Source organism: Rathayibacter sp. PhB179 (assembly GCF_004345345.1).
In the GTDB taxonomy this organism is placed as follows: domain Bacteria; phylum Actinomycetota; class Actinomycetes; order Actinomycetales; family Microbacteriaceae; genus Rathayibacter; species Rathayibacter festucae.
On the sequence record NZ_SLVD01000007.1, the window covers coordinates 172,969 to 193,651 of the forward strand.

A 20,683-nucleotide genomic window follows, 5' to 3' on the forward strand; every position below is an offset into this window, starting at 1 on the left:
CCTGCCTAGGAGGCGGGCCACCAGGGGCGGAGGGTCGACGTGAGCACGGGGGAAGTCTAGGGGAGGCGCCGCTCGGGCGGCCACCCGATCAGGCGGTCGCGGCGTCGGACGCCGGGTCGATCCGCTCCGTCGACTCGCCGCGGAGAGTGCGGAGCAGGAGGGTCGCCCCGGCCGTCGCCGCGGGTGTCGCGATCACCGCGCCGCCCGGGATCAGGAAGGCGAGGTAGACCGCGATGCCGAAGCCGAGGGACACCGCGCGGCGCTCGCCGAGGAGGCGGCGGCGATCGCGCAGTGCGAGTCCGCGGGCATCGCCGGCGAATCCGGTCAGCTCGAGGGCGAGCGCCCGGCCGCCGACGAGTGCGCCGGCGATCAGCCCGACCACCTGCCCGACGACCGGGATGATCCCGAGCAGCACCAGCACGACGCCGATCGCCAGCGAGGTGCCGACCAGCACCGAGGAGTCGCGCAGTGTGCGGCCGAGCCCGCGCCAGAACCCCGTCTCGTGCTCGTCGGGCACGCCGCCGAGCTCATTCTCGACGCCGCGCCAGATCCGCTCGTAGAAGGGGTCGCCGACGAGCAGGGTGACCGCGGCGAAGAGGACGACGCCGAGTGCGACGATCGCCCCGACCGCGGCGATGGAGAGCAGGAGGCGGACGGTGCCGGCCGCGGCCTCGTCCCAGCCGTCCACGAACGGCGTCAGCGCGCGCACCACGGCGTCGATCCGGGTGAGCACGAGCACCAGCACGCCGACGAAGACGAGGCCGACGATCAGCGGCGGGATCGCGCCGAGGAGCATCGCCCGGGGCGAGCGGACCCAGGTGCCGAACCCCCTGCCGAAGAGCCGTGCGCCGAGGGCCAAGTCGCGGAGGATCGCCATGGCTCGATCCTCGCAGAAGGGCCGTTATGCGATCGATGCAGAACGCGACCTCGCGGGGGATGTGCGGATGTTCAGGCCGCTGATAGACATCAGCCAGGCGCCACGGGGGCAGCTTCGGCGCCGATCCCGCTTCCACATTCTCGAGAAGGAATACATCCATGTCTCTCCGGGGGACCTCTCTCCGCTCGCGCTCGCGTCTCGCGTGCCTCACCCTCGTCGTCGGCCTCGCCGGCGGCCTGATCGCCCCGGCCGCCGCCGCGTCGACCAGCACCCCGGAGCCGACCGCGACCGCCGTCGCGACGTCGACTCCGACCGCGACACCGACGGCTGTCCCGACCGCGACTCCGACCGCGACGACGGAGCCGACAGCGACCCCGACCCCCACGGCGACGCCGACGGCGACTCCCACCGCCGTCCCGACGACATCGCCGATTCCGTCGCCGGAGCCGTCGGCCACTGCGACCCCCACCGCGACGCCGGCCCCCGGCATCGACCCGATCTGCGACGTCCCCGGCGGCGGGCCGGTCGCGGAGGAGGTCATGGGCGACGTGTCGGCCACCCTGTCCGGCGCCGCGGTCAGCGTGACGATCCCGCCGATCCGCACCACGTCCTGCTGGGAGCGCGCGGAGCTGCGCGTCTGGAACCTCGACTACGAGCGCCCGACCGACCTGGGCTACTCGCTCGAGCTGCTGACGACGATCCCGATCGAGGGCCGCGACTTCCGCGGCGTCACCCTCGGGCTCGGCGACCTGCCCGCCGGCGATCAGGACATCCTCGTGGCGATCTACGGATTCGACGGCGACGTCCAGGGCAGCACCCGCGAGACCATCGGCGAGCAGATCCACCTCGACGTCCCCGACGTCTCGGCCGAGCAGTACGAGGCCGACGCGGCCGCCTACCACGCGTGCCTCGCCCCGAACGACGGACGCATCGTGAAGAGCAAGAGCGGCGACGTCACCGCGAGCACGACGAACGGCGTCATGACCGTCGTCCTGCCGTCGGTCGAGACCGTCGACTGCCTCGACAGCATCACCTTCGTCATCTGGGCGGCCGACTACGACCGCCCGACCGAGGACCACCCCTTCGTCGCGGTGAAGCTCGACGAGATCGTGCTCGACTCCTCCTCCTACGCCGGCGGCACCTACAGCTACCCGGTGACCCCCGGCCACGTCGACGCCATGGTCACGATCGTCGGCACCCTGGGCGTCCTCGAGGGCGGTCTCGAGTACCTGCAGTACCGCGCTCACGTCCCGCAGCCCGGTGAGGGCACGACGACCACCGTCTCCACCACGGGCGGCAGCACCCGCGGTGGCTCGGCGCTCGCCGAGACCGGTGTTGAGACCGCGGGCCTCGCGTCCGGTGCGGCCGCGCTGCTGGCGCTCGGTCTCGCGTCGCTCGTCGTGACGCGCCGTCGCCGGAGCGCGCAGCAGTCCTAGCCGCTGCACACGAAGGGCCCGGGAGCATCTGCTCCCGGGCCCTCTCGTGCGTCCCGCGTCGTGCGCTCGCCTCAGGTCAGCGCGAACGGGGCGAGCAGCCCCGTCATCTCCTTCGGGCGCGGTGCCGCGAACTCGTCGCGGCGCGAGGTCGTGACTCCCATCGCGACCAGGCCCTCGACCAGCCGGACGGCCGCGGCGACCCCGTCGATCACCGGGACCCCGAGCTCGCGGGAGAGGTCGCGGCAGAGGTCCGCCATCCCGGCGCAGCCGAGCACGATCACGTCGGAGCCGTCCGTCGCGAGGGCGGCGGCGCACTCCTCGAGGATCACCCGGCGCGCGTCGGAGTGCGGGTCGTCGAGCTCGAGCACCGGGATGTCGCAGGCGTGCACTCCCGCGCAGGCCCGGTCGAATCCGGCGCGGTGCGCGATGTCCCAGGCCCGCCCGCTGGTGCGCGAGAGCGTGGTGACGACGCTGAACCGCCGGCCGACCAGGGACGCCATGTGCATCGCGGCCTCGGCGATGCCGATCACCGGTCCGCGGGCGAGCTCGCGGGCCGCGTCGATCCCCGGGTCGCCGAAGCAGGCGACGACGTAGCCGTCGCTGCCGGCCGCGTCGCCGCGGACGATCTCGTGCAGCAGCCCCGGGACGGCCAGCGCCTCGTCGTAGTGGCTCTCGATCGAGGCCGGCCCCATCGGCGGGGTGACGGCGACGATCTTGGTGCCGACCGAGGCGACGGACCGCGCGGCGCGGCCGATCGCCTCCGTCATGCGCTCGCTGGTGTTCGGGTTGACGACGGTGATGCGCACGGGCGCTCCTCGGGATGCTGCAGGGGTGGAACGGCCACCACGCCACCGGCCAGTCCTCGAAAGTTGCGGTAGTCACGCGCGACTACCGCAACTTCTGGAGGATGGAGTGGACGGCGAGGCCGGGTCAGGGGCGGGTGGGGGAGGGCTCGGGTCAGACCGTGCTGCCGTCGCTGACGTTCGCGAGGTCCTCCTCGAGGCGGCCGATCCGCGGGGAGCGGCGCTCGAGGACGGCCATCGCGACGAAGCCGAGGCCGCAGCCGAGGAACCAGCTGTAGTCGCCGAGCCAGGTGAAGGACGGGCCGCCCGCCTCCTCGATCCAGCGCGGGACGAGCACCGACAGGACGGAGGGGAGGCCGCCGATCACGGTGGCCCAGACGGCGTTGGGGTTGAAGCCGCGGGAGAACCAGTAGCGGCCCTTCTCGCTCATCGTGTACAGGTCGTCGACCCAGACGCGCTGACGGCTGATCAGGTAGTAGCCGGCGATCAGGACGCCGAACAGCGGGCCGATCAGGGCGCCGAGGATGCCGAGCGTGTAGTGGATCGCGGTGTCGTTGGAGTACCAGTTCCACGGGGTGAGCAGCACCGAGCCGACGGCGGCGATCATGCCGCCCATCCGCCAGCTGATCTTCTTCGGGTTGACGTTGGAGAAGTCGAACGCCGGCGAGATGAAGTTGGCGACGATGTTGATGCCGATCGTCGCGATGACGAAGGTGAGCCCGCCGAGCAGGACGGCGAACCAGGTGTCGATCCGCTCGACGGTCTCGATCGGGTCGGTGATCAGCTCGCCGAAGACGGGGACCGTCGCGGACGCGGTGATCACGGTGAGCAGGGAGAAGAAGAGGAAGTTGATCGGCAGGCCGAGGAGGTTGCCCTTCTTTACGGCGCGGTAGCTGCGGGCGTAGCGGGAGAAGTCGCCGAAGTTCAGCATCGGGCCGGAGAAGTAGGAGACGACCAGGGCGACCGCCGAGATCATCACGGGGATCGAGGCGCCGAGGTCGAGGGGCTCGCCCGAGCCGAGGTTCAGCGAGATGTTCTCCCAGCCGGCCTGCGACACGAGGTAGATCGCGAGCACGAGCATCACCACGTAGACGGCGGGGCCGGCCCAGTCGATGAAGCGGCGGATCGACTCCATGCCCCGCCAGAAGAGAGCGGCCTGGGCGACCCAGAGGATCGCGTAGGAGAGGTAGCCCAGGGCGGAGAGGCCGAGGAAGGAGGCTTCCGGGGTGTTCCAGGAGGCCATCGCCGGGAAGAACTTGAGGAACACGATGTTGAGCGACTGCGCGGCGAGGTAGGTCTGCACGCCGTACCAGGCGATGGCGATCAGCCCGCGGATGATCGCGGGGATGTTCGCCCCGCGGACGCCGAAGATCGCCCGGTTGATCACCGGGTAGGGGACGCCGGTGACCTGGCTGGGCTTCGCGACGAGGTTGCAGAAGACCTGCACGATCACGATGCCGACCACGAGGGCCACCAGCACCTGCCAGCCGGCGAGGCCGAGCGCGAAGAGCGAGCCGGCGGTGACGTAGCCGCCGACGCTGTGCACGTCCGACATCCAGAACGCGAAGATGTTGTAGCTCGACCAGCGCTGCTTGACGAGCGGGGCGAGGTCCTCGTTGGCGAGGCGGTCGTCGTAGCCCGGCTTGACGAGCGAGGGGCCGGCGAGCCCGGCGCTCTCGGCGGGCGGCGCGGTCGACGGGTCGATGCGGGGTGCAGTGGCGCGGTCGGTCATGGTGGATCCACCTCTCGGGCGGGTGCGCGGGTCGGCGCACGGAGCGGATGTGTCAGGGTGGTCGAGGCGGTCGGACGTGGCGATCGGCCGCCTCCGCGCGAGCGGTGGGCTGTCGGATCGTGTGAAGTGATGACTTCACACGGGAGAACCTAGGGCTCCGCCGGGCCGCGTTCGTTTCGCCCCCGTTACAGCTGTGTGACGATCACCGAGGAGAGGACGGCGTCCCGCATGCCCACCGACGAGACCGCCCGGGATTCCGCGGTCTCCGCGGCTCCGGACGTCGCCGCCGCGCTCCCCAGGGCGGTCCGCGAAGGCGTCGGCGCGCGCCTGCGCGAGCTGCGTCTCGCGTCAGGGATGTCGCTGCGCGCACTCGCCCGCGAGCTCGGCATCTCGGCCAGCGCCGTCTCGCAGATCGAGCGGGGGGCCATGCAGCCGTCGGTCGGGCGCCTCATCGCGATGGTCGGCGCCCTCGGCGTCCCGCTCTCCGTCGTCTTCGACGAGACCGCCGCCGGCGGCACGGCGGCCGGTGGGCCGGGCGGGCCCAGCGGCGGAGAGGGCGCGGGGCTGACGACGGCCGTCGTCCGCGCGGGCGAGGTCGCTCCCGTCCTCCTCGAGGGCGGCGTGCTCTTCCGCCGGCTGGCGCCGCAGCCCGTCGACGCGGTCGACTTCTTCGAGTCGACCTATCCGCCGGGGGCGACCTCGACCGCGCAGCGCCGGTTCCTGCGCCACGACGGGATCGAGATCGGGACCGTCACGCTCGGCGAGCTCACCGTCGAGTTCGAGGACGAGACCGTGGTCCTCGCCGCGGGGGACGCGATCACGTTCCCCTGCGAGCGCGGCCACCGGATGATCAACCGCGGTGCCACGACGGCCGTCGCGACCTGGCTGATCGTCCACCGCTGACGCGGCCCGCGGGGCCGCCATCCCGGTATGGCACAGTGACAGCATTCCTCCACAGGGGGGAGGTGCCGGGTGCCTGTCCACATCCCTGGGGGATCCGGTCGGCGGGCCCGCCGCGATGTCGGTGCCGCCTGGTGTGCTGTGCGCCTCGAACGATTGGTGCGGAACATGGACGGACGACAGAACAGGCGAGACGACGACGAGTGCCCCCGCTGGTGCGCAGGGGAGCACGACGAGATCGAGTGCCCCGAGGAGCGGCTGCACCGCTCCCGGGCGCAGTCGCTCCCGCTCGTGCTCTGGTGCGGGGAGGGTGGGGCAGGCGAGCCCGTCGCCGCCGTCGTGCACGTCTCGCTGTGCCGGCCCGGCGGCCGGGGCGAGGAGCGGCTGCGCCTCGAATCCGACGGGCTCGGCGCGGTGGACCTCGATCTCAGCGCGGCGGCGCGGCTGGCGCGCGGCGTCGAGGCGACGCTGCGGCTACTCGGCTCCGGCGGAGCCGGATGAGCGGGGCGGGTTCGGCGGCAGCAGGTCGGAGAGCTCGATGTCGAGGGCCTCGCAGAGGGCGAAGAGCGTCTTCAGCTGCGGGTTCGCGGGCGAGCCCGGCTTCGACTCGCCCTTCTCGAACTTCTGGTAGGTGTAGCCCGCCAGTCCGGCGGCGTGGGCGATGCGCTCCTGGCTCTCGCCCTTGGCCATCCGGGCGCGGTGGAGGTTCGTGCCGAGCTCGCGGGCGTAGGTCATCCAGTCGCGTTCGGGGTCAGGTGTGGACATGCTCGCCAGCTTCGGAGAAGAATCGTCCGCGGTCACCCATACGCGCGTGGGTAATTGCCGATGGTCATACGTGCATGACCCTCGTCGAGGGGGGAGGGGTCTCGGAGGGGGCCGAGGGCCGTGGAGGGCTCCGAGACCAGCGCCTAAGATGGCCGGGTGCCAGTGAACCCCGACCTCACCGGGCGCGTCTTCGCGCCGACGGAGCCCTACCAGGTGGGCCGCGAGAAGGTGCGCGAGTTCGCGCGCGCCGTCTCCGCCGAGTCCCCTCTCCACCTCGACCCCGAGGCCGCGCGCCGTGCCGGCTACCGCGACGTCGTCGCCCCGCCGACCTTCGCCGTGGTGGTGCAGGAGTTCACCCTCGCCCAGCTGCTCGCCGCTCCGGACGCCGGCATCGACTTCAGCCGGGTCGTCCACGGCGACCAGCGCTTCAGCTACTCGCGCCCCATCGTCGCGGGCGACGAGCTGACCGCGACCCTCTCGGTCGCCGGCATCAAGCAGCTCGGCGCGCACTCGATGATCACCACGCAGTCGACCATGGTCGACGCCGACGGCGCCCACGTCGTCACCGCCCTGTCCACCCTCGTCGTCAGGGGAGACGAATGAGCGCCGAGCGCCCCGTCCTGTCCGAGCTCACCGTCGGCGACGTCGTCGGCGAGCGGCGCTTCCACCTCGAGCGCGGCTCGCTCGTGCGCTACGCCGGCGCCTCGGGCGACTTCAACCCGATCCACTACCGCGACGACGTCGCGGCCGAGGTCGGGCTGCCCGGCGTGCTCGCCCACGGCATGCTGACGATGGGCACCGCCGTGCAGGTCGTCGTCGACTGGGTCGGCGATCCCGGCCGTGTCGTCGACTACCAGGTCCGCTTCACGCGGCCCGTCGTCGTCGACCCGAAGGAGGGCGCCGAGCTCGACGTCGTCGCGAAGATCGGCGCGATCGACGCCGAGGCCGGGATCGCGCGCATCGACCTCGCCGTGACGTACGGCGGCCAGGCGGTGCTCGGCAAGGCGCAGGCGCGCGTCTCGCTGGCCTGATCCCGCACCGATGACGACACCCGCCCTCTCCACCCTCACCACGCTGCGCGTCGGGGGAGTCCCCGAGCGCCTGCTCGAGCCGGCCACCGAGGCCGAGCTGGTCGCCGCCCTCCGCGAGGTGTGGGCCGACGACGAGCCCTGGCTGCTGCTCGGCGGCGGCTCCAACCTCCTCGTCGGCGACGACGGAGTCGAGGGGACCGTGGTGCGCGTGCGCACGACCGGGATCGAGCGGCTCGAGACGGACCGGCCCGGCGCGGTCCACCTCCGCGTGCAGGCGGGCGAGTCGTGGGACGGCCTGGTCGCCGCGACCGTCGAGCGCGGCTGGGCGGGACTCGAGGCGCTCAGCGGCATCCCCGGGACGGTCGGCGCGTCGCCGGTGCAGAACATCGGCGCCTACGGCCAGGAGCTCTCCGACACCCTCGTCGCGGTCGACTTCCTCGACGAGGGCGCACAGGAGCCGGTGCGACTGACCGCCGCCGAGCTCGAGCTGGGCTATCGGACCTCCGCCGTCAAGCAGGGTCGACGCGGCGCCGTCCTCGCCGTCGAGTTCGCCCTCGAGGACGTCGGCGGAGCGGGTCTCGGTGCTCCCGTCGCCTACGGTCAGCTGGCCAGTGCGCTCGGCGTCGAGCTGGGCGACCGCGTGCCGCTGGCCGAGGTGCGCGCGAGCGTGCTGCGGCTGCGCGGCGCGAAGGGGATGGTGCTCGATCCGGAGGATCCGGACACCGCCAGCGCCGGCTCCTTCTTCACCAACCCGATCGTCACCGTCGCGGCCGCGAGCGGACTGCCGCCGACCGCGCCGCGCTGGCCGGAGACGCCGGCGAGCGAGGCCCCGCTGGTGACCGCCCTCGCCGACGTCGAGGCGGGGGCGCCGATCCGGCTGCCCGCCCCGACCTCGCCCGACGCGCTGGTCAAGCTCAGCGCCGCCTGGCTCATCGAGCACGCCGGGATCGCCCGCGGCTTCTCGCTCCCGGGCTCGCGCGCCGCGGTGTCGAGCAAGCACACCCTCGCGCTCACGAACCGCGGCGGAGCGACCGCCGAGCAGATCGCCGAGCTCGCCCGCTACGTGCAGGGCCGCGTGCTCGCCGAGTTCGGCATCCTGCTGCACCCCGAGCCCGTGGTGGTCGGCACCACCGTCTGACTCCCCGCGCCACGGACCGCGCGGCGCGCGTCCCCGCCTTGCGGTGAACGGCGGGTCTCGATACGCCCCTGCGGGGCTACTCGACCACCATGATGCTCGCCCTCGTCGAGCGGCCCTCTCCTGCTACCCGCCTGCTGGGAACGGTGGGTCTCGATACGCCCCTGCGGGGCTACTCGACCAGCACGCGTGCGTCAGGCGTCGCGGCGGATCCAGCGGAAGGTGAGGCGGCTCGCGATCAGGCCCAGCACCAGCCAGATGCCGAGGGCGATCGCGACCCCGGTCAGGTCCCAGTCGCCGTTGACCTCGGCCTGCTCGAAGTCGGCCGGCAGGAAGACCGCCCGCATGCCCTGCGCGATCCACTTGAGCGGGAAGACGCTCGCGATCGTCTGCAGCCAGTCCGGCAGGGTCGTGAAGGAGAGGTAGGACCCCGAGACGAACTGCAGCACGAGCAGCGGCGGGACGATGACGGCCGTCGCGCTCTTCCCGGTGCGGGGGAGGGCGGAGACCGCGATGCCCAGGATCGCCGAGGTCGCCACTCCGGCCAGATAGATCCAGGCGAAGGTCGCCCAGCGACCGCCGTCGGTCGGCAGCGGCACCGAGAAGACGGTCGCGGCGACAGCGAGCAGCAGCGCCGTCTGCGCGACGCTCGTCACGAGCACCTGGCCGAACTTGCCGAGGAAGTAGCTCAGGACGGGCAGCGGTGCTCCGGCGAGGCGCTTGAGCGTGCCGTCGCCGCGCTCGACGGCGATGTCGACGCCGAGGTTCTGCACCCCGGAGAGCAGGATGCCCGCCGCCGCGAGTCCCGGCACGTAGTACTCGGCCATGCTGATGCCCGGGTCCTGCGGGTTCGCCTGCATCACCGCGCCGTCGCCGAACGCGACCGAGAAGATCGCGAGCAGCAGCACCGGGAAGAGGAAGGTGAAGAACACCTGGTCCGGCGCGCGGAAGTACGAGCGCACCTCGTAGCGCGCGCGGGCGGCGCCGAGCCGGAGGGTGCGGCCGACACCGGTGCGCAGCGCGGGGCGGGGGGCGGCGACGGCGCTCATGCCGGCTCTCCGATCACATCGAGGGCGGTGTCTCCGGCGCGGTCGTCGCGGATCAGGTCCAGGTAGATGTCCTCGAGGCTGGGCCGGAGGACCTCGAGGGCCGTCGGCTCGCCGAGGCGAGCGCTCAGCTCGGCGACGACGCGGGCCGGCTCCGTGGTGCGGAGGCGACGCCGTGCGCCGTCCTCCTGCCACTGGACGATCGGCACGCGGGCCTCGTCGCCGCCGATCTCGTCCATCCGCCCGATCGCGAGGAGGCGGCCGCCCGCGATGACCGCCGCCCGGTCGGCGAGGTGCGCGGCCTCGTCGAGGTAGTGCGTGGTGAGCAGGATGGTCGTGCCCTCGCTCTTGAGCAGCGCGACCAGGTCCCAGAACGCGTGCCGCGCCTCCGGGTCGAAGCCCGTCGTCGGCTCGTCGAGGAACACCAGCTCCGGACGGCCCACGATGCCCAGCGCCACGTCGACGCGGCGGCGCTGCCCGCCGGAGAGCTTGCCGATCCGCGAGCGCGCCTTCGCCGTGAGGCCGACCGCCTCGATCGTCTCGTCGACGTCGCGCGGGCTCGGGTAGAGGCTCGCGAAGTGGGCGATCTGCTCGCGGACCGTGGCGTTGCCCGATTCCCCGCTGGACTGCAGCACGATCCCGAGCCGCGACTTCCAGGCGAGGTCGCCGTGCCGCGGATCGACGCCGAGCACCGATGCCTCGCCGCCCGAGCGGTCGCGGTAGCCCTCGAGGATCTCGATCGTCGTCGACTTGCCGGCCCCGTTGGGCCCGAGCAGTGCGAACGTCTCGCCGCGCGCGATCTCGAAGGACACCCCGGTGAGGGCGGGCGCACCCCCATAGTCCTTCCGCAGATCGCGGACACGAACGGCGTCGTCAGGCGTCATCCCCCCAGCGTGCCCTGTCCCACCCCCCGAGCACAGTCATCCACCCCCACAAGACGCCACTTGCGCACAATCCGTTCGGTGTGTCATGCCCACAACCGGCATCTCGCGAGACCTCACACCCCTGGCACGGACACGTCCCGCGAGGCGCGGCAGCAGTGCCGAGCGCAACCGGCGATTCGCGTGCTAGCGAATCGTCGTGGGCGGACGCGAGACGCTCTGCGAAACGCATCCACCTCAGGAAGCCGACCGCGGCTGATCGACGACGAAGGAGGAGATCGGCTCAGCAACACCGTCGACCGCGGCTGACCGACGACGAAGGAGGAGATCAGCTAGTGGAACCGAACAGCGCTTGAAGGCGCTTCGCGCCTTCGAGCAGCGCGTCGTCGCCGAGCGCGTAGGAGAGGCGGAGGTAGCCGCTGGGTCCGAAGGCCTCGCCGGGGACGGTGGCGACCTCGGCCTTCTCGAGGATCAGGTCGGCGAGCTCCAGCGAGGTGGTGGGCGTGACGCCGTCCCACTCGCGGTTCAGCAGTCCACGGACGTCCGGGTACACGTAGAACGCGCCACCGGGCGTCGGGCAGTCGACGCCGTCGATCGCGTTGAGCGCGTCGACGATGGTGCCGCGGCGGCGCTCGAAGGCGAGGCGCATCTCCTCGGCGGGCTCCTGCGGGCCGGTGAGGGCGGCGATCGCGGCGCGCTGCGAGATGTTGGAGACGTTGCTCGAGAGGTGGGACTGCAGGTTCGAGGCGCCCTTGATCGCGTCGGCGGGGCCGACCATCCAGCCCACGCGCCAGCCGGTCATCGCGTAGGTCTTGGCGACGCCGTTGACGAGGATCGTGCGGTCGCGCAGGGCGGGGACGGCCTCGACGATCGAGGTGGCGCGGGTGAGCGGGCTCGCGTCGTCCTGGCCGTCGGCCGCGTAGACCAGGTTCTGGTAGATCTCGTCGGCGATCACCCAGAGGCCGTGCTCCTCGGCCCACTCGCCGATCTCGCGGGTCTGCTCGGCGGAGTAGACCGCGCCGGTGGGGTTCGAGGGGGAGACGAAGAGGAGGACCTTGGTGCGCTCGGTGCGCGCCGCCTCGAGCTGCTCGACGGTGACGAGGTAGCCCTGGTCCGCGCCGGCGAAGACGTCGACCTGGACGCCGCCGGCCAGCTTGATCGCCTCGGGGTAGGTGGTCCAGTAGGGGGTCGGCACGAGCACCTCGTCGCCGTCGTCGAGCAGGGTCTGGAACGCCTGGTAGACGGCCTGCTTGCCGCCGTTGGTGACGACGACCTGCGATGCCTCGACGGCCCAGCCGGAGTCGCGCGCGGTCTTCTCGGCGATGGCCTCGCGGAGGTCGGGCAGACCGGCCGCCGGCGTGTACCGGTAGTTCCTCGGGTCGAGCACCGCGGCCGACGCGGCCTCGACGATGTGCTGCGGCGTGGTGAAGTCGGGCTCGCCCGCGGCGTAGGAGATCACCGGCCGCCCCTGGGCCTGGAGGGCCTTCGCCTTCGCGTCGACCTTGAGGGTCGCGGACTCGGCGATGGCGGCGATGCGGGCGGAGATGCGCGTGGTGGAGGACACGACGGCCAGCGTATCGCGCGGGCGCGGGGGCCTCCAGGCGACGGGTCGCGCCCGGCTGGACACGTCCAGCGGGTCCACGTACACTCGTCTGCGGTAGACGAACGCTGCCAGGATTCACAGCGCCCGAGGCGGTTGCTGAGGCTCCCGAAGACGTTCGACTCCTCCTCGGATGCTCGCAACGGCATCCATAGGGCGGTGGCTCAATTGGTAGAGCAGCGGTCTCCAAAACCGCAGGTTGCAGGTTCGAGCCCTGTCCGCCCTGCACATCGATGCCCGTCGCTCGCGGTCCCCGCGATGCAGCGGTCATCGGTCCAGGACCGCCCACGGGCGGTCGGCCACACCGGAGGTTCCGGTGCGGGAAAGGTGCGTGCAGGTGGCCGGGAAAGCAGTCGACGAGCCGAGCGAGGACGTCGTCGCGATCGCCAATCAGCAGCGCGAGGCGCGGCGCAGTCCGTTCGCGCGCATCGCCCTCTTCATCCGGCAGGTCATCGCCGAGCTGAAGAAGGTCGTCACGCCGACGCGCAAGGAGCTCGGCAACTACGTCGTCGTGGTCCTGATCTTCGTCGTGATCATGATGGCGCTGGTGTCGCTGCTGGACTGGGTGTTCGCGCTCGCCGTGACCTACGTGTTCGGCACACCGGCGTCCTGACCCCCGCCACCCGACCCGGGAGCGTCCCGTCCGCAGGAGCGGGGGACGCCGACGGCAGCGGCACGCGAATCCCGACGGGACGCGGCCGATCGATCGAGAGAGAGTTACGAGTGTCTGACAGAAACCGCGACGACGTCGACTGGGCCACCGCCGCCGAGCAGTCGTCCGAGGTCGACGAGGTTCAGGAGGGCGACACCCGGATCCAGGCTGAGGACGCCGTCGAGCCCGCCGAGGAGGGCGCCCTGAGCGTCATCGACGAGAACGAGTCCGAGGACGACCTCGCGTCGGACCTCGAGGCCGCGCTCGACGCGATCGGCTCCGTGGACGACCCCGAGGCCGACTCGGCCGTCGACGAGGCCGCGCACATCGACACCGTCGAGGAGGCCGAAGCGGCCCTCGAGGCCGTCGAGGACGAGGCCGAGGTCGCCGCGGAGGACGCGGAGGCCGAGGGCGAGGACCTCGCCGACATCGACCCGTACGAGGCGTTCCGCGCCGAGCTGCGCGGCAAGATGGGCAAGTGGTATGTCATCCACTCCTACGCGGGCTTCGAGAAGCGCGTGAAGTCGAACATCGAGAACCGCAAGGTCTCCCTCGAGGCCGAGGACTACATCTTCGAGGTCCAGGTCCCGATGGAGGACGTGGTCGAGATCAAGAACGGCCAGCGCAAGATGGTCACCCGCGTGCGCATCCCCGGCTACGTGCTGGTGCGCATGGACCTCAACGAGGACTCGTGGTCGGTCGTCCGCCACACGCCGGGCGTCACCGGCTTCGTGGGCAACGCCCACAACCCGACGCCGCTGCGCTTCGAGGAGGCCTTCACGATGCTGAAGAGCCTGGTCGAGATCAAGGAGGTCGCGCCGTCCAAGACGGCCGGCGTCAAGGGTCAGAAGCAGGCGCAGCGCGTGCTGCCCGCCGAGGTCGACTTCGAGATCGGCGAGACCATCACGATCAAGGAGGGCTCGTTCGCGGGTCTTCCCGGCTCGATCAGCGAGATCAAGCCCGAGAGCGGCAAGCTCACGGTCCTCGTCTCGCTCTTCGAGCGCGAGACCCCGGTCGAGCTCTCGTTCGATCAGGTCACCAAGCTCTGACGACGGACCCCCGTCCGGCCGAGGCCCTTCCCGCACTGTCGGGGAGGGCCTCCGCCGTGTAAGCTCGTACGGGTTTTCGTGTCGGCGCCCGTCCGCGTGCGCGCCGACCGACCCTCCTCCACCGCGATCCGGCTCCGTCGGATGCGCGGGAGAGCGGCCGGGAGCCCCCGACCGCTCGAACCCTGAGAAAAGGAATCCTGAATGGCCCCCAAGAAGAAGGTCACCGGCCTGATCAAGCTCCAGATCAAGGCGGGCGCCGCGAACCCGGCCCCCCCGATCGGTCCGGCGCTCGGTCAGCACGGCGTCAACATCATGGAGTTCTGCAAGGCGTACAACGCGCAGACCGAGTCGCAGCGCGGCAACGTCATCCCCGTCGAGATCACCGTCTACGAGGACCGCTCGTTCACCTTCATCCTGAAGACCCCGCCCGCGGCGGAGCTCATCAAGAAGGCCGCCGGCGTCGCCAAGGGCTCGTCGACCCCGCACACCGTGAAGGTCGCGAAGCTCACCATGGCGCAGGTCCGCGAGATCGCCGAGGCCAAGCAGGCCGACCTGAATGCGAACGACATCGAGGCCGCCTCGAAGATCATCGCGGGCACCGCTCGGTCGATGGGCATCACGGTCGAGGGCTAGTCCCTCCGCCTTTCCAGAACTCACACCGTGGGAGAGCCCGCCAGGCTCTAGAACCACATTCTCGTTTCAAGGAGAAACAACATGGCACAGAAGTCGAAGGCCTACCGGGCCGCCGCCGCCAAGCTCGAAGAGGGCAAGTTCTACACCGCCGACGAGGCCGTCGCGCTCGCGCGCGAGACCGGCTCCGCGAAGTTCAACAGCACCGTCGAGGTCGCGCTCAAGCTCGGGGTCGACCCGCGCAAGGCCGACCAGATGGTCCGCGGCACGGTCATCCTGCCGCACGGCACGGGCAAGACCGCCCGCGTCATCGTGTTCGCGACCGGTCCGGCCGCTGAGGCCGCGATCGCCGCGGGCGCCGACGAGGTCGGCGGCGCCGAGCTCATCGAGAAGGTCGCCGGCGGCTACACCTCGTTCGACTCCGCGGTCTCGACCCCGGAGCTCATGGGCCAGGTCGGCCGTCTCGGAAAGGTGCTCGGCCCCCGCGGCCTCATGCCCAACCCGAAGACCGGCACCGTGACCCCGGACGTGGCTCGCGCCGTGACCGAGATCAAGGGCGGAAAGATCGAGTTCCGCGTCGACAAGCACGCCAACGTGCACCTCGTCGTCGGCAAGGCCGCTTTCACGGAGGAGCAGCTCCAGGAGAACTTCAAGACGGCTCTCGACGAGATCGTCCGCCTGAAGCCGTCCTCCTCGAAGGGCCGCTACATCCAGAAGGCCGCCGTCTCGACGACCTTCGGCCCCGGCATCCCGCTGGACGTCAACGTCCTGGCCTGAGCCTCGGCACAGCACTGAGCTGCGCAAGCAGTGACGGGAGGGGATCCGCTTCGGCGGGTCCCCTCCTTCGTCGTTCCAGCGGCGCCGCGTGCGCCGGGCATACTGAACGGCGTGTCCGACTCCCTCCCCCCGAGCATCGACCCCGTGACCGTCCGCCGCGCCTCTGCCGCTGACGCCGAGGAGCTCGCCGCCGTCGCCGCTGCGACCTTCCCGCTCGCCTGCCCGCCGCACGTCACCGAGGAGGCGAAGGCGGACTTCATCCGGACCGTGCTGTCGGTCGAGCGCTTCCGCGGATACCTCGCCGACTCGGGGCGCGTGCTGTTCCTGGCGGAGGACGACTCCGGCGCGCTGGGCTACACGATGCTCGTGCGGGGCGAGCCGTACGACCCCGAGGCGGCGGTCGCGGTCACGGTCCGGCCGACGATCGAGCTGAGCAAGTGCTACGCGCTGCCCGACCGGCACGGCTCGGGGATCGCGGCGCGGCTGATGGCCGCGTCCCTCGACGAGGCGCGCGCGATCGGCGCCCTCAGCGTCTGGCTCGGCGTGAACCAGGAGAACGAGCGCGCACGCCGCTTCTACGCGAAGCACGGCTTCGCGCCCGTCGGCGTCCGGCACTTCCTCGTCGGCGGCCGCCTCGAGGAGGACTTCGTCCTCGAGCGCCCCCTGCCCTGACGCCGTGCTCCCCTTCGCGAGATGCCACTTGTGCACGCCCGACACGGCGTGTCGCGTGCACAAGTGGCATCTCGCGGGAGGGGAGGGGGGTCAGCCCTCGGCGACGGTGAGGACGAGCTTGCCGCGGGTGTGGCCGGTCTCGAGCTGCGCGTGCGCGGCGCCGGCGGCGGAGAGCGGGTAGACGCCGTCGATGAAGACGCGGACGTCGCCGGACTCGAGCAGACGGGAGACGACGCCGAGCGTGGCGCCGTCGGGGGCGACGCGGAAGGTGGAGGCGCGGACTCCTGCGGCCGCCGCCTCCTCGAAGAACTCCGGCCAGCTGCCGGTCGGAGCGTTGACGATCAGCCCACCGGGGCGCAGCACCGACAGTGAGCGGGAGCCCGTGCTGTCGTGCACGTTGCCGACGAGGTCGATCACCACGTCGACGCCGGACAGCAGCTCGTCGAAGCGCTCGGTGGTGTGGTCGATGACCTGGTCGGCGCCGAGCTCACGCAGCCACTGCAGGTTGCGGGTCGAGCCGGTCGCGATCACCGAGGCGCCGAAGTAGGCGGCGAACTGCACGGCGAAGTGCCCGACGCCGCCCGACCCGGCGTGGATCAGGATCCGCTGGCCCTCGTGCGCCTTCGCCAGCTCGACGACCATGCCCCAGGCGGTCAGCGCGGCGAGCGGCACCCCCGCCGCCTCGACGTGCGAGAGCGTCGACGGCTTGCGGGCCAGGGAGACGCTCGGGACGCTGACGTACTCGGCGTAGGAGCCGGAGTAGCGCGGCACCATCACGAAGCCGTAGACCTCGTCACCGGGGCGCAGCGGGTGCGCCGGGTAGGGGCTCGAGACGACGATGCCGGAGAAGTCGTGGCCGAGCACCGCCGGGTAGGAGGGGATCTGCGCGGCGACTCCCTTGCCCGCTCGCGTCTTCACGTCGAGCGGGTTCACTCCCGCCGCGATCACCTTGACGGCGAACTCGGCGTTGATCGCGGTCGGCGTGGGCACCGTCGCCAGGTGGAGGACCGAGCAGTCGCCCGGGGCGTCGATGACCGCCGCCGTCATCGTCTCGGGGAGCACCACCTCCTCCGGGATGTCGCCGATCGCGAGGCCGTGGCCGAGCGCGCTGTTGTGCATCATCGCCCTTTCCTGATCCGGCGCCGGTGGTCCTTCGAGCAGGCGGGAGGCGGCTGTCCGCCCCGACCGACCCCGCTTCCGCGCGCCGCGTTCAGTCAAGCCCGGTAATGAGTCCGGGCTGTTTCGGCGGTGTCACCCCTCGGAGAAGAAAGCCCTCATGTCCCCCGTACGGGAGGGGTGGGCGCCCGGTCGTCTCCTGAGTGGCGCTCCAGGTGCGGTCTGGCACGATGAGGGGGTGCGACGACGAGCGAACGGCCCCCTTCTCGTGGTCGGGGCGCTCCTGGTCCTCGCGGGGCTTGCTCTGCTGGTGGCCGCGCGGTTCAGCATCGGCACGAGCCGCTGGGTCTACGTCAGCGAGATGGGCGCGCCGGACCTGCCGACCGCCGGGACGTTCCGCATCGCCCTGCTGCTGGTCGCGGCGGGCGGCGTCGCGATCGCGATCGGGGCGCGAGCGGTGCGGACGCGGCTGCTGCCCGGCTTCCGGCCCGCACTGGCGATCCTCCTCGCGGCCCTCTGCTTCGCGCTCGCCTCGCAGGTGACCTGCACGGCGGGCTGCCCGCTCCCGGTCGGACCGCGGTTCAGCTGGCAGGACCTGATCCACACCTCCGCCGCGGTCCTCGGCTTCTCCGCGGCCTGCCTGGCGATGCTGCAGCTCGCGACCGCGCGGGAGCGGCCGGGGGTCGCCCGGCTGTCGCTGGTCGCGGGAGTCGCGGTGGCCCTGGTCGCCGGGACCGGCGCGATCTTCTCGCTGCTGCGGCTGTGGCTGGGAGTCGGCGGCACCCTCGAGTTCGTCGCGACGGCGATCGCCGTGCTCTGGCTGGCCGTCGTCGGGCTCGTCCTCGCTGGCGAGGAGTTCAAGGGTGGGCTGGCGAGCGAGGAGTTCACGGGTGCGCGTGCGAGCGAGCGGCGCCGCGCGGACGAGGAGCTCAGCGGCCGAGCCACTCCCGGACGTGACCGCGGATCCGCTCCTGCTGCTGCGACAGACCGGCGTCCCGCGACGGGACCTGCTCGAGGTCTGCGTCCGGAAGAGCCCTAGCCCACTGCTCGGCGACCGCCACCGGGTGCACCGGGTCGCGGTCGGCCGCGATCACGAGCGTGCGCGCGATGACCTCGCCGAGCTCGCCGGAGTCGCGGTAGGCGGCGTTCCGTGGGATCTCGGCCAGGCGGACGGCCCGCTCCTGCGCCTGCGGCGACCGGAACTGCAGGCAGAGCGCCTCCGCCGACGCGGGCGACACCTGGGCCGCGCGCTCGAAGAGGCCGGAGGCGCGGAAGAGCCGCTCGCCGCGCTTGGCGCCGTGGTCGTGCAGCAGCTGCGCGATGACGGGGAAGACCGTGAGGTTGTCCGGCAGCGGCTCCGCGGTGAAGGCGGGGCGGACGAACACGGCGCGATCGATCGGCAGCACCTTGCGGCTGGCGAGGCGCAGCGCGATCGCGGCGCCCATCGAGATGCCGAGGACGGTGAGCGGCTTGTGCGCGGCTCCGGCCCGGATCACGTGCTCGGTGACCTCGTCGGCCAGGGCGTCGAGCGAGAAGTCGGCCGCGCCGCCGATCAGCTCGGAGGCGCCGTGCGCCCGGACGTCCGGCGCGATGACCTCGGTGCCGGCCGGCAGGGCCGCGCGCAGGAGGCCGAGCGGCTGGGAGCGGTCGCCGCCCAGGCCGTGCAGGAGCAGGGCGGTCATCGCCGGCCCGCGCGCGTTCTCTCGTGCAGCTCGGCCATCAGCATGCCGGCGAGGCGGACCAGCACGTGGATCTCGTCTTCGTCGCGGTCGACCCAGCGGAACTCGGGGACGGCGTCGATCGGCACGAAGTCGCGGTGCTGCTCCCAGACGACGAGGGTGCGCTCGGCGCCGAGGACGTACTGCTGCCAGAAGACCTGGCGCAGGTAGTGGCGCGGGATGCTGCGCCACTGCTTCGAGGTCGTCTTGATCTCGCAGAGCTCGAGGCGGCCGTCCTCGCGGAGGCCGATGCCGTCGGGAGTGGCCAGGTGGCGGCGCTCCTGACTCGCGTGGAAGAGGGTGCTGCTCGGCTCGATCGCGTGCTCGCGGAGCACCCAGGCGGCGATCTCCGGCTCGCGGGCGCGGCCGTGGTCGGTGAAGGCGTTGCCGCTGAAGCTCGACCCGTAGAGCTTGTCGAGCGCGGCGCGGTCGATGGCCGCGGGGGAGGACAGTCGCGCGACGTCGGTCGCGGTGATGCCCCGCGAGCGGGCGCGCAGCCAGGCGACGCGGTCGGAGGAGTCGGCCACGACCCGGCGGAGGTGCGGCGGCTTCGCGTCCACGAAGACGGGTTGCGTCTCCCAGGGGAACGAGAGCTGCAGATCGGGCACCGATTCATTCTCTGCCTCCCGGGCCGTCCTGCCCAACCGGCACGCCGTCGGCGGGGGGAGGTCGGCGTGGGTCGAGGCCGGGTCAGGCGCTGAGGAAGGCGTCGACCTCGGCGGGGGAGAGCAGGTGGCGGCGGACCATCAGGGCAGCGCCGCGGACGCCGCCGCCGGTGTCGCCGGAGGCCTGCACGATGTCGAGGGCGCGGGTCGCCAGGGGGAGGGAGCGGCGGTAGACCACCTCGCGGACGCCGGCGAGGACCTCGTGGCTCGCCTCCGCGATGCTGCCGCCGATGACGATGACGGAGGGGTTGAGCAGGTTGACGCAGGTCGCGAGCACCTCGCCGAGGTCGCGGCCGGCGGCGCGGGTCAGCTCGACGGTGGTCGGCTCGCCGGCGGTGAGCAGGGCGACGACGTCTGAGGTCCGGGCGACCGGGAGGCCTGCGGCGGTGTGCAGGCCTGCGGCGGTGAGGCGGCGGGCGATGGCCGAGCCGCTCGCGATCGCCTCGAGGTCGGCCTCGCCGCGGTCGCCGGGCACCTGCACGTGGCCGAGATCGCCCGCCGCGCCGAGGGCGCCGCGCTGGAGGGCGCCGCCGCTGACGATGCCGGCGCCGATGCCGGTGGAGACCTTCACGTAGAGGAGGTCGTCGACGTCGGCGTAGTGCGCGGCGTGCTCGCCGAGCGCGAGCAGGTTCACGTCGTTGTCGACGAGGACGGGGACGGCGAGGCGGCGGCCGACCGCGGCGGGGATGTCGAAGCGGTCCCAGCCGGGCATGATCGGCGGCTTCACCGGGCGGCCGGTCGCGTGCTCGACCGGGCCGGGGACGCCGACGCCGACGCCCGCGAGCGGACCGGCGCCGGGGGTCTGCGCGAGCAGCGCGTCGGCGACGTCGAGGGCGTGGCCGAGGACGACCTGCGGGCCGTCGGCGATCGCGATCGCCTCGCGCCGCTCGGCCAGGACGCGGCCGTCGAGGTCCGTCAGGGCGACGGTGGCGTGCGCGGCACCGAAGTCGATGACGAGGAGGCTGCGCGCGCGGGCGTCGAAGGCGACGCGGCCGGCCGGGCGCCCGCCGGAGGAGGGGGCGTCGTCGCGGCGGGCGACGAGGCCCGTCGCGATCAGCGCGTCGAGCTGCGCGGACACGGCGGCGCGGGGCAGGCCGGTCTCGCCGACGACGTCGGCCCGGGTGCGCGGCGCCCCGTCGGCGAGCAGGAGTAGCAGCTCGCCCACCGCGCTGATCGAGGGGCGGCGGCGCGGGGACAT

General features: G+C 72.3%; 23 protein-coding genes and 1 tRNA gene. 13 read left to right on the top strand and 11 right to left on the bottom strand.

The features are described from left to right. Nucleotides 1-88 precede the first annotated feature (88 nt). Nucleotides 89-877, bottom strand: coding sequence for an EI24 domain-containing protein (locus EDF43_RS15225; RefSeq protein WP_132437562.1), 789 nt, complete (start codon nt 875-877; stop codon nt 89-91). A 158-nt stretch (nt 878-1,035) separates the two neighbouring features. Here EDF43_RS15225 and EDF43_RS15230 point away from each other — a divergent pair, with 158 nt between their 5' ends. Further along, nucleotides 1,036-2,313, top strand: coding sequence for an LPXTG cell wall anchor domain-containing protein (locus EDF43_RS15230; protein ID WP_132437563.1), 1,278 nt, complete (start codon nt 1,036-1,038; stop codon nt 2,311-2,313). A gap of 71 nt (nt 2,314-2,384) precedes the next feature. Here EDF43_RS15230 and EDF43_RS15235 read toward each other — a convergent pair whose 3' ends face one another. After that, a complete protein-coding gene (locus EDF43_RS15235) occupies nt 2,385-3,119 on the bottom strand; it encodes an aspartate/glutamate racemase family protein (RefSeq protein WP_132437564.1) in 735 nt (244 codons plus the stop codon). Between the two features lie 151 nt (nt 3,120-3,270). Then, entirely contained in the window at nt 3,271-4,848 is a 1,578-nt protein-coding gene (locus EDF43_RS15240) for an NCS1 family nucleobase:cation symporter-1 (RefSeq protein WP_132437565.1), read from the bottom strand. Nucleotides 4,849-5,076: 228 nt separating this feature from the next. On the opposite strand from EDF43_RS15240, the gene EDF43_RS15245 reads away from it, so the two are divergent. Both EDF43_RS15245 and EDF43_RS15250 read left to right on the top strand, forming a co-directional pair. After that, a complete protein-coding gene (locus EDF43_RS15245) occupies nt 5,077-5,751 on the top strand; it encodes an XRE family transcriptional regulator (protein WP_132437566.1) in 675 nt (224 codons plus the stop codon). 165 nt (nt 5,752-5,916) lie between these two features. Further along, nucleotides 5,917-6,249, top strand: a complete 333-nt coding sequence (locus tag EDF43_RS15250) for a hypothetical protein (protein WP_132437567.1) — start codon at nt 5,917-5,919, stop codon at nt 6,247-6,249. Here EDF43_RS15250 and EDF43_RS15255 read toward each other — a convergent pair. Then, nucleotides 6,223-6,513 (bottom strand): helix-turn-helix transcriptional regulator, encoded by a 291-nt coding sequence (locus EDF43_RS15255; protein WP_123737395.1) that lies wholly within the window; start codon nt 6,511-6,513, stop codon nt 6,223-6,225. The two genes, EDF43_RS15250 and EDF43_RS15255, sit on opposite strands and share 27 nt — an antisense overlap. 156 nt (nt 6,514-6,669) lie before the next feature. Between EDF43_RS15255 and EDF43_RS15260 the strand changes: the two genes are divergently transcribed. From EDF43_RS15260 to EDF43_RS15270, 3 genes are read left to right on the top strand one after another with little or no spacing between them, the layout of a single operon-like run. Further along, nucleotides 6,670-7,116 (top strand): MaoC family dehydratase N-terminal domain-containing protein, encoded by a 447-nt coding sequence (locus tag EDF43_RS15260; protein ID WP_132437568.1) that lies wholly within the window; start codon nt 6,670-6,672, stop codon nt 7,114-7,116. After that, nucleotides 7,113-7,544 carry a MaoC family dehydratase gene (locus EDF43_RS15265; RefSeq protein ID WP_132437569.1) on the top strand — a complete coding sequence of 144 codons (432 nt, stop codon included), beginning with the start codon at nt 7,113-7,115 and terminating at the stop codon, nt 7,542-7,544. Before EDF43_RS15260 ends, EDF43_RS15265 begins: the two co-directional genes overlap by 4 nt. A 10-nt stretch (nt 7,545-7,554) precedes the next feature. Further along, nucleotides 7,555-8,682, top strand: a complete 1,128-nt coding sequence (locus EDF43_RS15270; protein WP_132437570.1) for a UDP-N-acetylmuramate dehydrogenase — start codon at nt 7,555-7,557, stop codon at nt 8,680-8,682. Nucleotides 8,683-8,873: 191 nt separating this feature from the next. Here EDF43_RS15270 and EDF43_RS15275 read toward each other — a convergent pair whose 3' ends face one another. The 3 genes from EDF43_RS15275 to EDF43_RS15285 all read right to left on the bottom strand — a co-directional run bounded on the left by EDF43_RS15275 (nt 8,874) and on the right by EDF43_RS15285 (nt 12,170). Beyond that, nucleotides 8,874-9,728 (bottom strand): ABC transporter permease, encoded by an 855-nt coding sequence (locus EDF43_RS15275; RefSeq protein ID WP_132437571.1) that lies wholly within the window; start codon nt 9,726-9,728, stop codon nt 8,874-8,876. Then, a complete protein-coding gene (locus EDF43_RS15280) occupies nt 9,725-10,609 on the bottom strand; it encodes an ABC transporter ATP-binding protein (protein ID WP_123733705.1) in 885 nt (294 codons plus the stop codon). The genes EDF43_RS15275 and EDF43_RS15280 overlap by 4 nt, the downstream gene beginning before the upstream one ends. A gap of 325 nt (nt 10,610-10,934) precedes the next feature. Next, nucleotides 10,935-12,170: a pyridoxal phosphate-dependent aminotransferase gene (locus tag EDF43_RS15285; RefSeq protein ID WP_132437572.1), complete on the bottom strand. Its 1,236-nt coding sequence runs from the start codon at nt 12,168-12,170 to the stop codon at nt 10,935-10,937. 189 nt (nt 12,171-12,359) lie between these two features. On the opposite strand from EDF43_RS15285, the gene EDF43_RS15290 reads away from it, so the two are divergent. From EDF43_RS15290 to EDF43_RS15315, 6 genes are all read left to right on the top strand, one after another. Then, nucleotides 12,360-12,432 (top strand) — tRNA-Trp (locus EDF43_RS15290). Between the two features lie 111 nt (nt 12,433-12,543). Beyond that, a complete protein-coding gene (gene secE / locus EDF43_RS15295; RefSeq protein WP_123447877.1) occupies nt 12,544-12,819 on the top strand; it encodes a preprotein translocase subunit SecE in 276 nt (91 codons plus the stop codon). 110 nt (nt 12,820-12,929) lie between these two features. After that, the gene (nusG, locus tag EDF43_RS15300; RefSeq protein ID WP_132437573.1) at nt 12,930-13,907 is read left to right on the top strand and encodes a transcription termination/antitermination protein NusG; all 978 of its coding nucleotides are present in this window, start codon (nt 12,930-12,932) and stop codon (nt 13,905-13,907) included. A gap of 201 nt (nt 13,908-14,108) precedes the next feature. Further along, nucleotides 14,109-14,540, top strand: coding sequence for a 50S ribosomal protein L11 (gene rplK / locus EDF43_RS15305; protein ID WP_123737387.1), 432 nt, complete (start codon nt 14,109-14,111; stop codon nt 14,538-14,540). 81 nt (nt 14,541-14,621) lie between these two features. After that, the gene (gene rplA / locus EDF43_RS15310) at nt 14,622-15,314 is read left to right on the top strand and encodes a 50S ribosomal protein L1 (RefSeq protein ID WP_123447821.1); all 693 of its coding nucleotides are present in this window, start codon (nt 14,622-14,624) and stop codon (nt 15,312-15,314) included. 111 nt (nt 15,315-15,425) lie between these two features. After that, entirely contained in the window at nt 15,426-15,986 is a 561-nt protein-coding gene (locus tag EDF43_RS15315; protein ID WP_207901787.1) for a GNAT family N-acetyltransferase, read from the top strand. Nucleotides 15,987-16,076: 90 nt separating this feature from the next. On the opposite strand, the gene EDF43_RS15320 is transcribed toward EDF43_RS15315, so the two are convergent. Continuing rightward, the gene (locus EDF43_RS15320) at nt 16,077-17,033 is read right to left on the bottom strand and encodes an NADP-dependent oxidoreductase (RefSeq protein WP_123705611.1); all 957 of its coding nucleotides are present in this window, start codon (nt 17,031-17,033) and stop codon (nt 16,077-16,079) included. Nucleotides 17,034-17,340: 307 nt separating this feature from the next. Here EDF43_RS15320 and EDF43_RS15325 point away from each other — a divergent pair, with 307 nt between their 5' ends. Then, nucleotides 17,341-18,141 (top strand): DUF998 domain-containing protein, encoded by an 801-nt coding sequence (locus tag EDF43_RS15325; protein WP_243646332.1) that lies wholly within the window; start codon nt 17,341-17,343, stop codon nt 18,139-18,141. Here the strand turns inward: EDF43_RS15325 and EDF43_RS15330 are convergent. The 3 genes from EDF43_RS15330 to EDF43_RS15340 all read right to left on the bottom strand — a co-directional run bounded on the left by EDF43_RS15330 (nt 18,032) and on the right by EDF43_RS15340 (nt 20,683). Beyond that, on the bottom strand, nt 18,032-18,784 hold the full coding sequence (locus EDF43_RS15330) for an alpha/beta fold hydrolase (protein ID WP_123737385.1): 753 nt from the start codon (nt 18,782-18,784) through the stop codon (nt 18,032-18,034). The genes EDF43_RS15325 and EDF43_RS15330 overlap by 110 nt on opposite strands. Further along, on the bottom strand, nt 18,781-19,380 hold the full coding sequence (locus EDF43_RS15335; RefSeq protein WP_243581359.1) for a YqaJ viral recombinase family protein: 600 nt from the start codon (nt 19,378-19,380) through the stop codon (nt 18,781-18,783). Before EDF43_RS15335 ends, EDF43_RS15330 begins: the two co-directional genes overlap by 4 nt. Before the next feature lie 130 nt (nt 19,381-19,510). After that, nucleotides 19,511-20,683, bottom strand: a complete 1,173-nt coding sequence (locus EDF43_RS15340) for an ROK family transcriptional regulator (protein WP_132437576.1) — start codon at nt 20,681-20,683, stop codon at nt 19,511-19,513.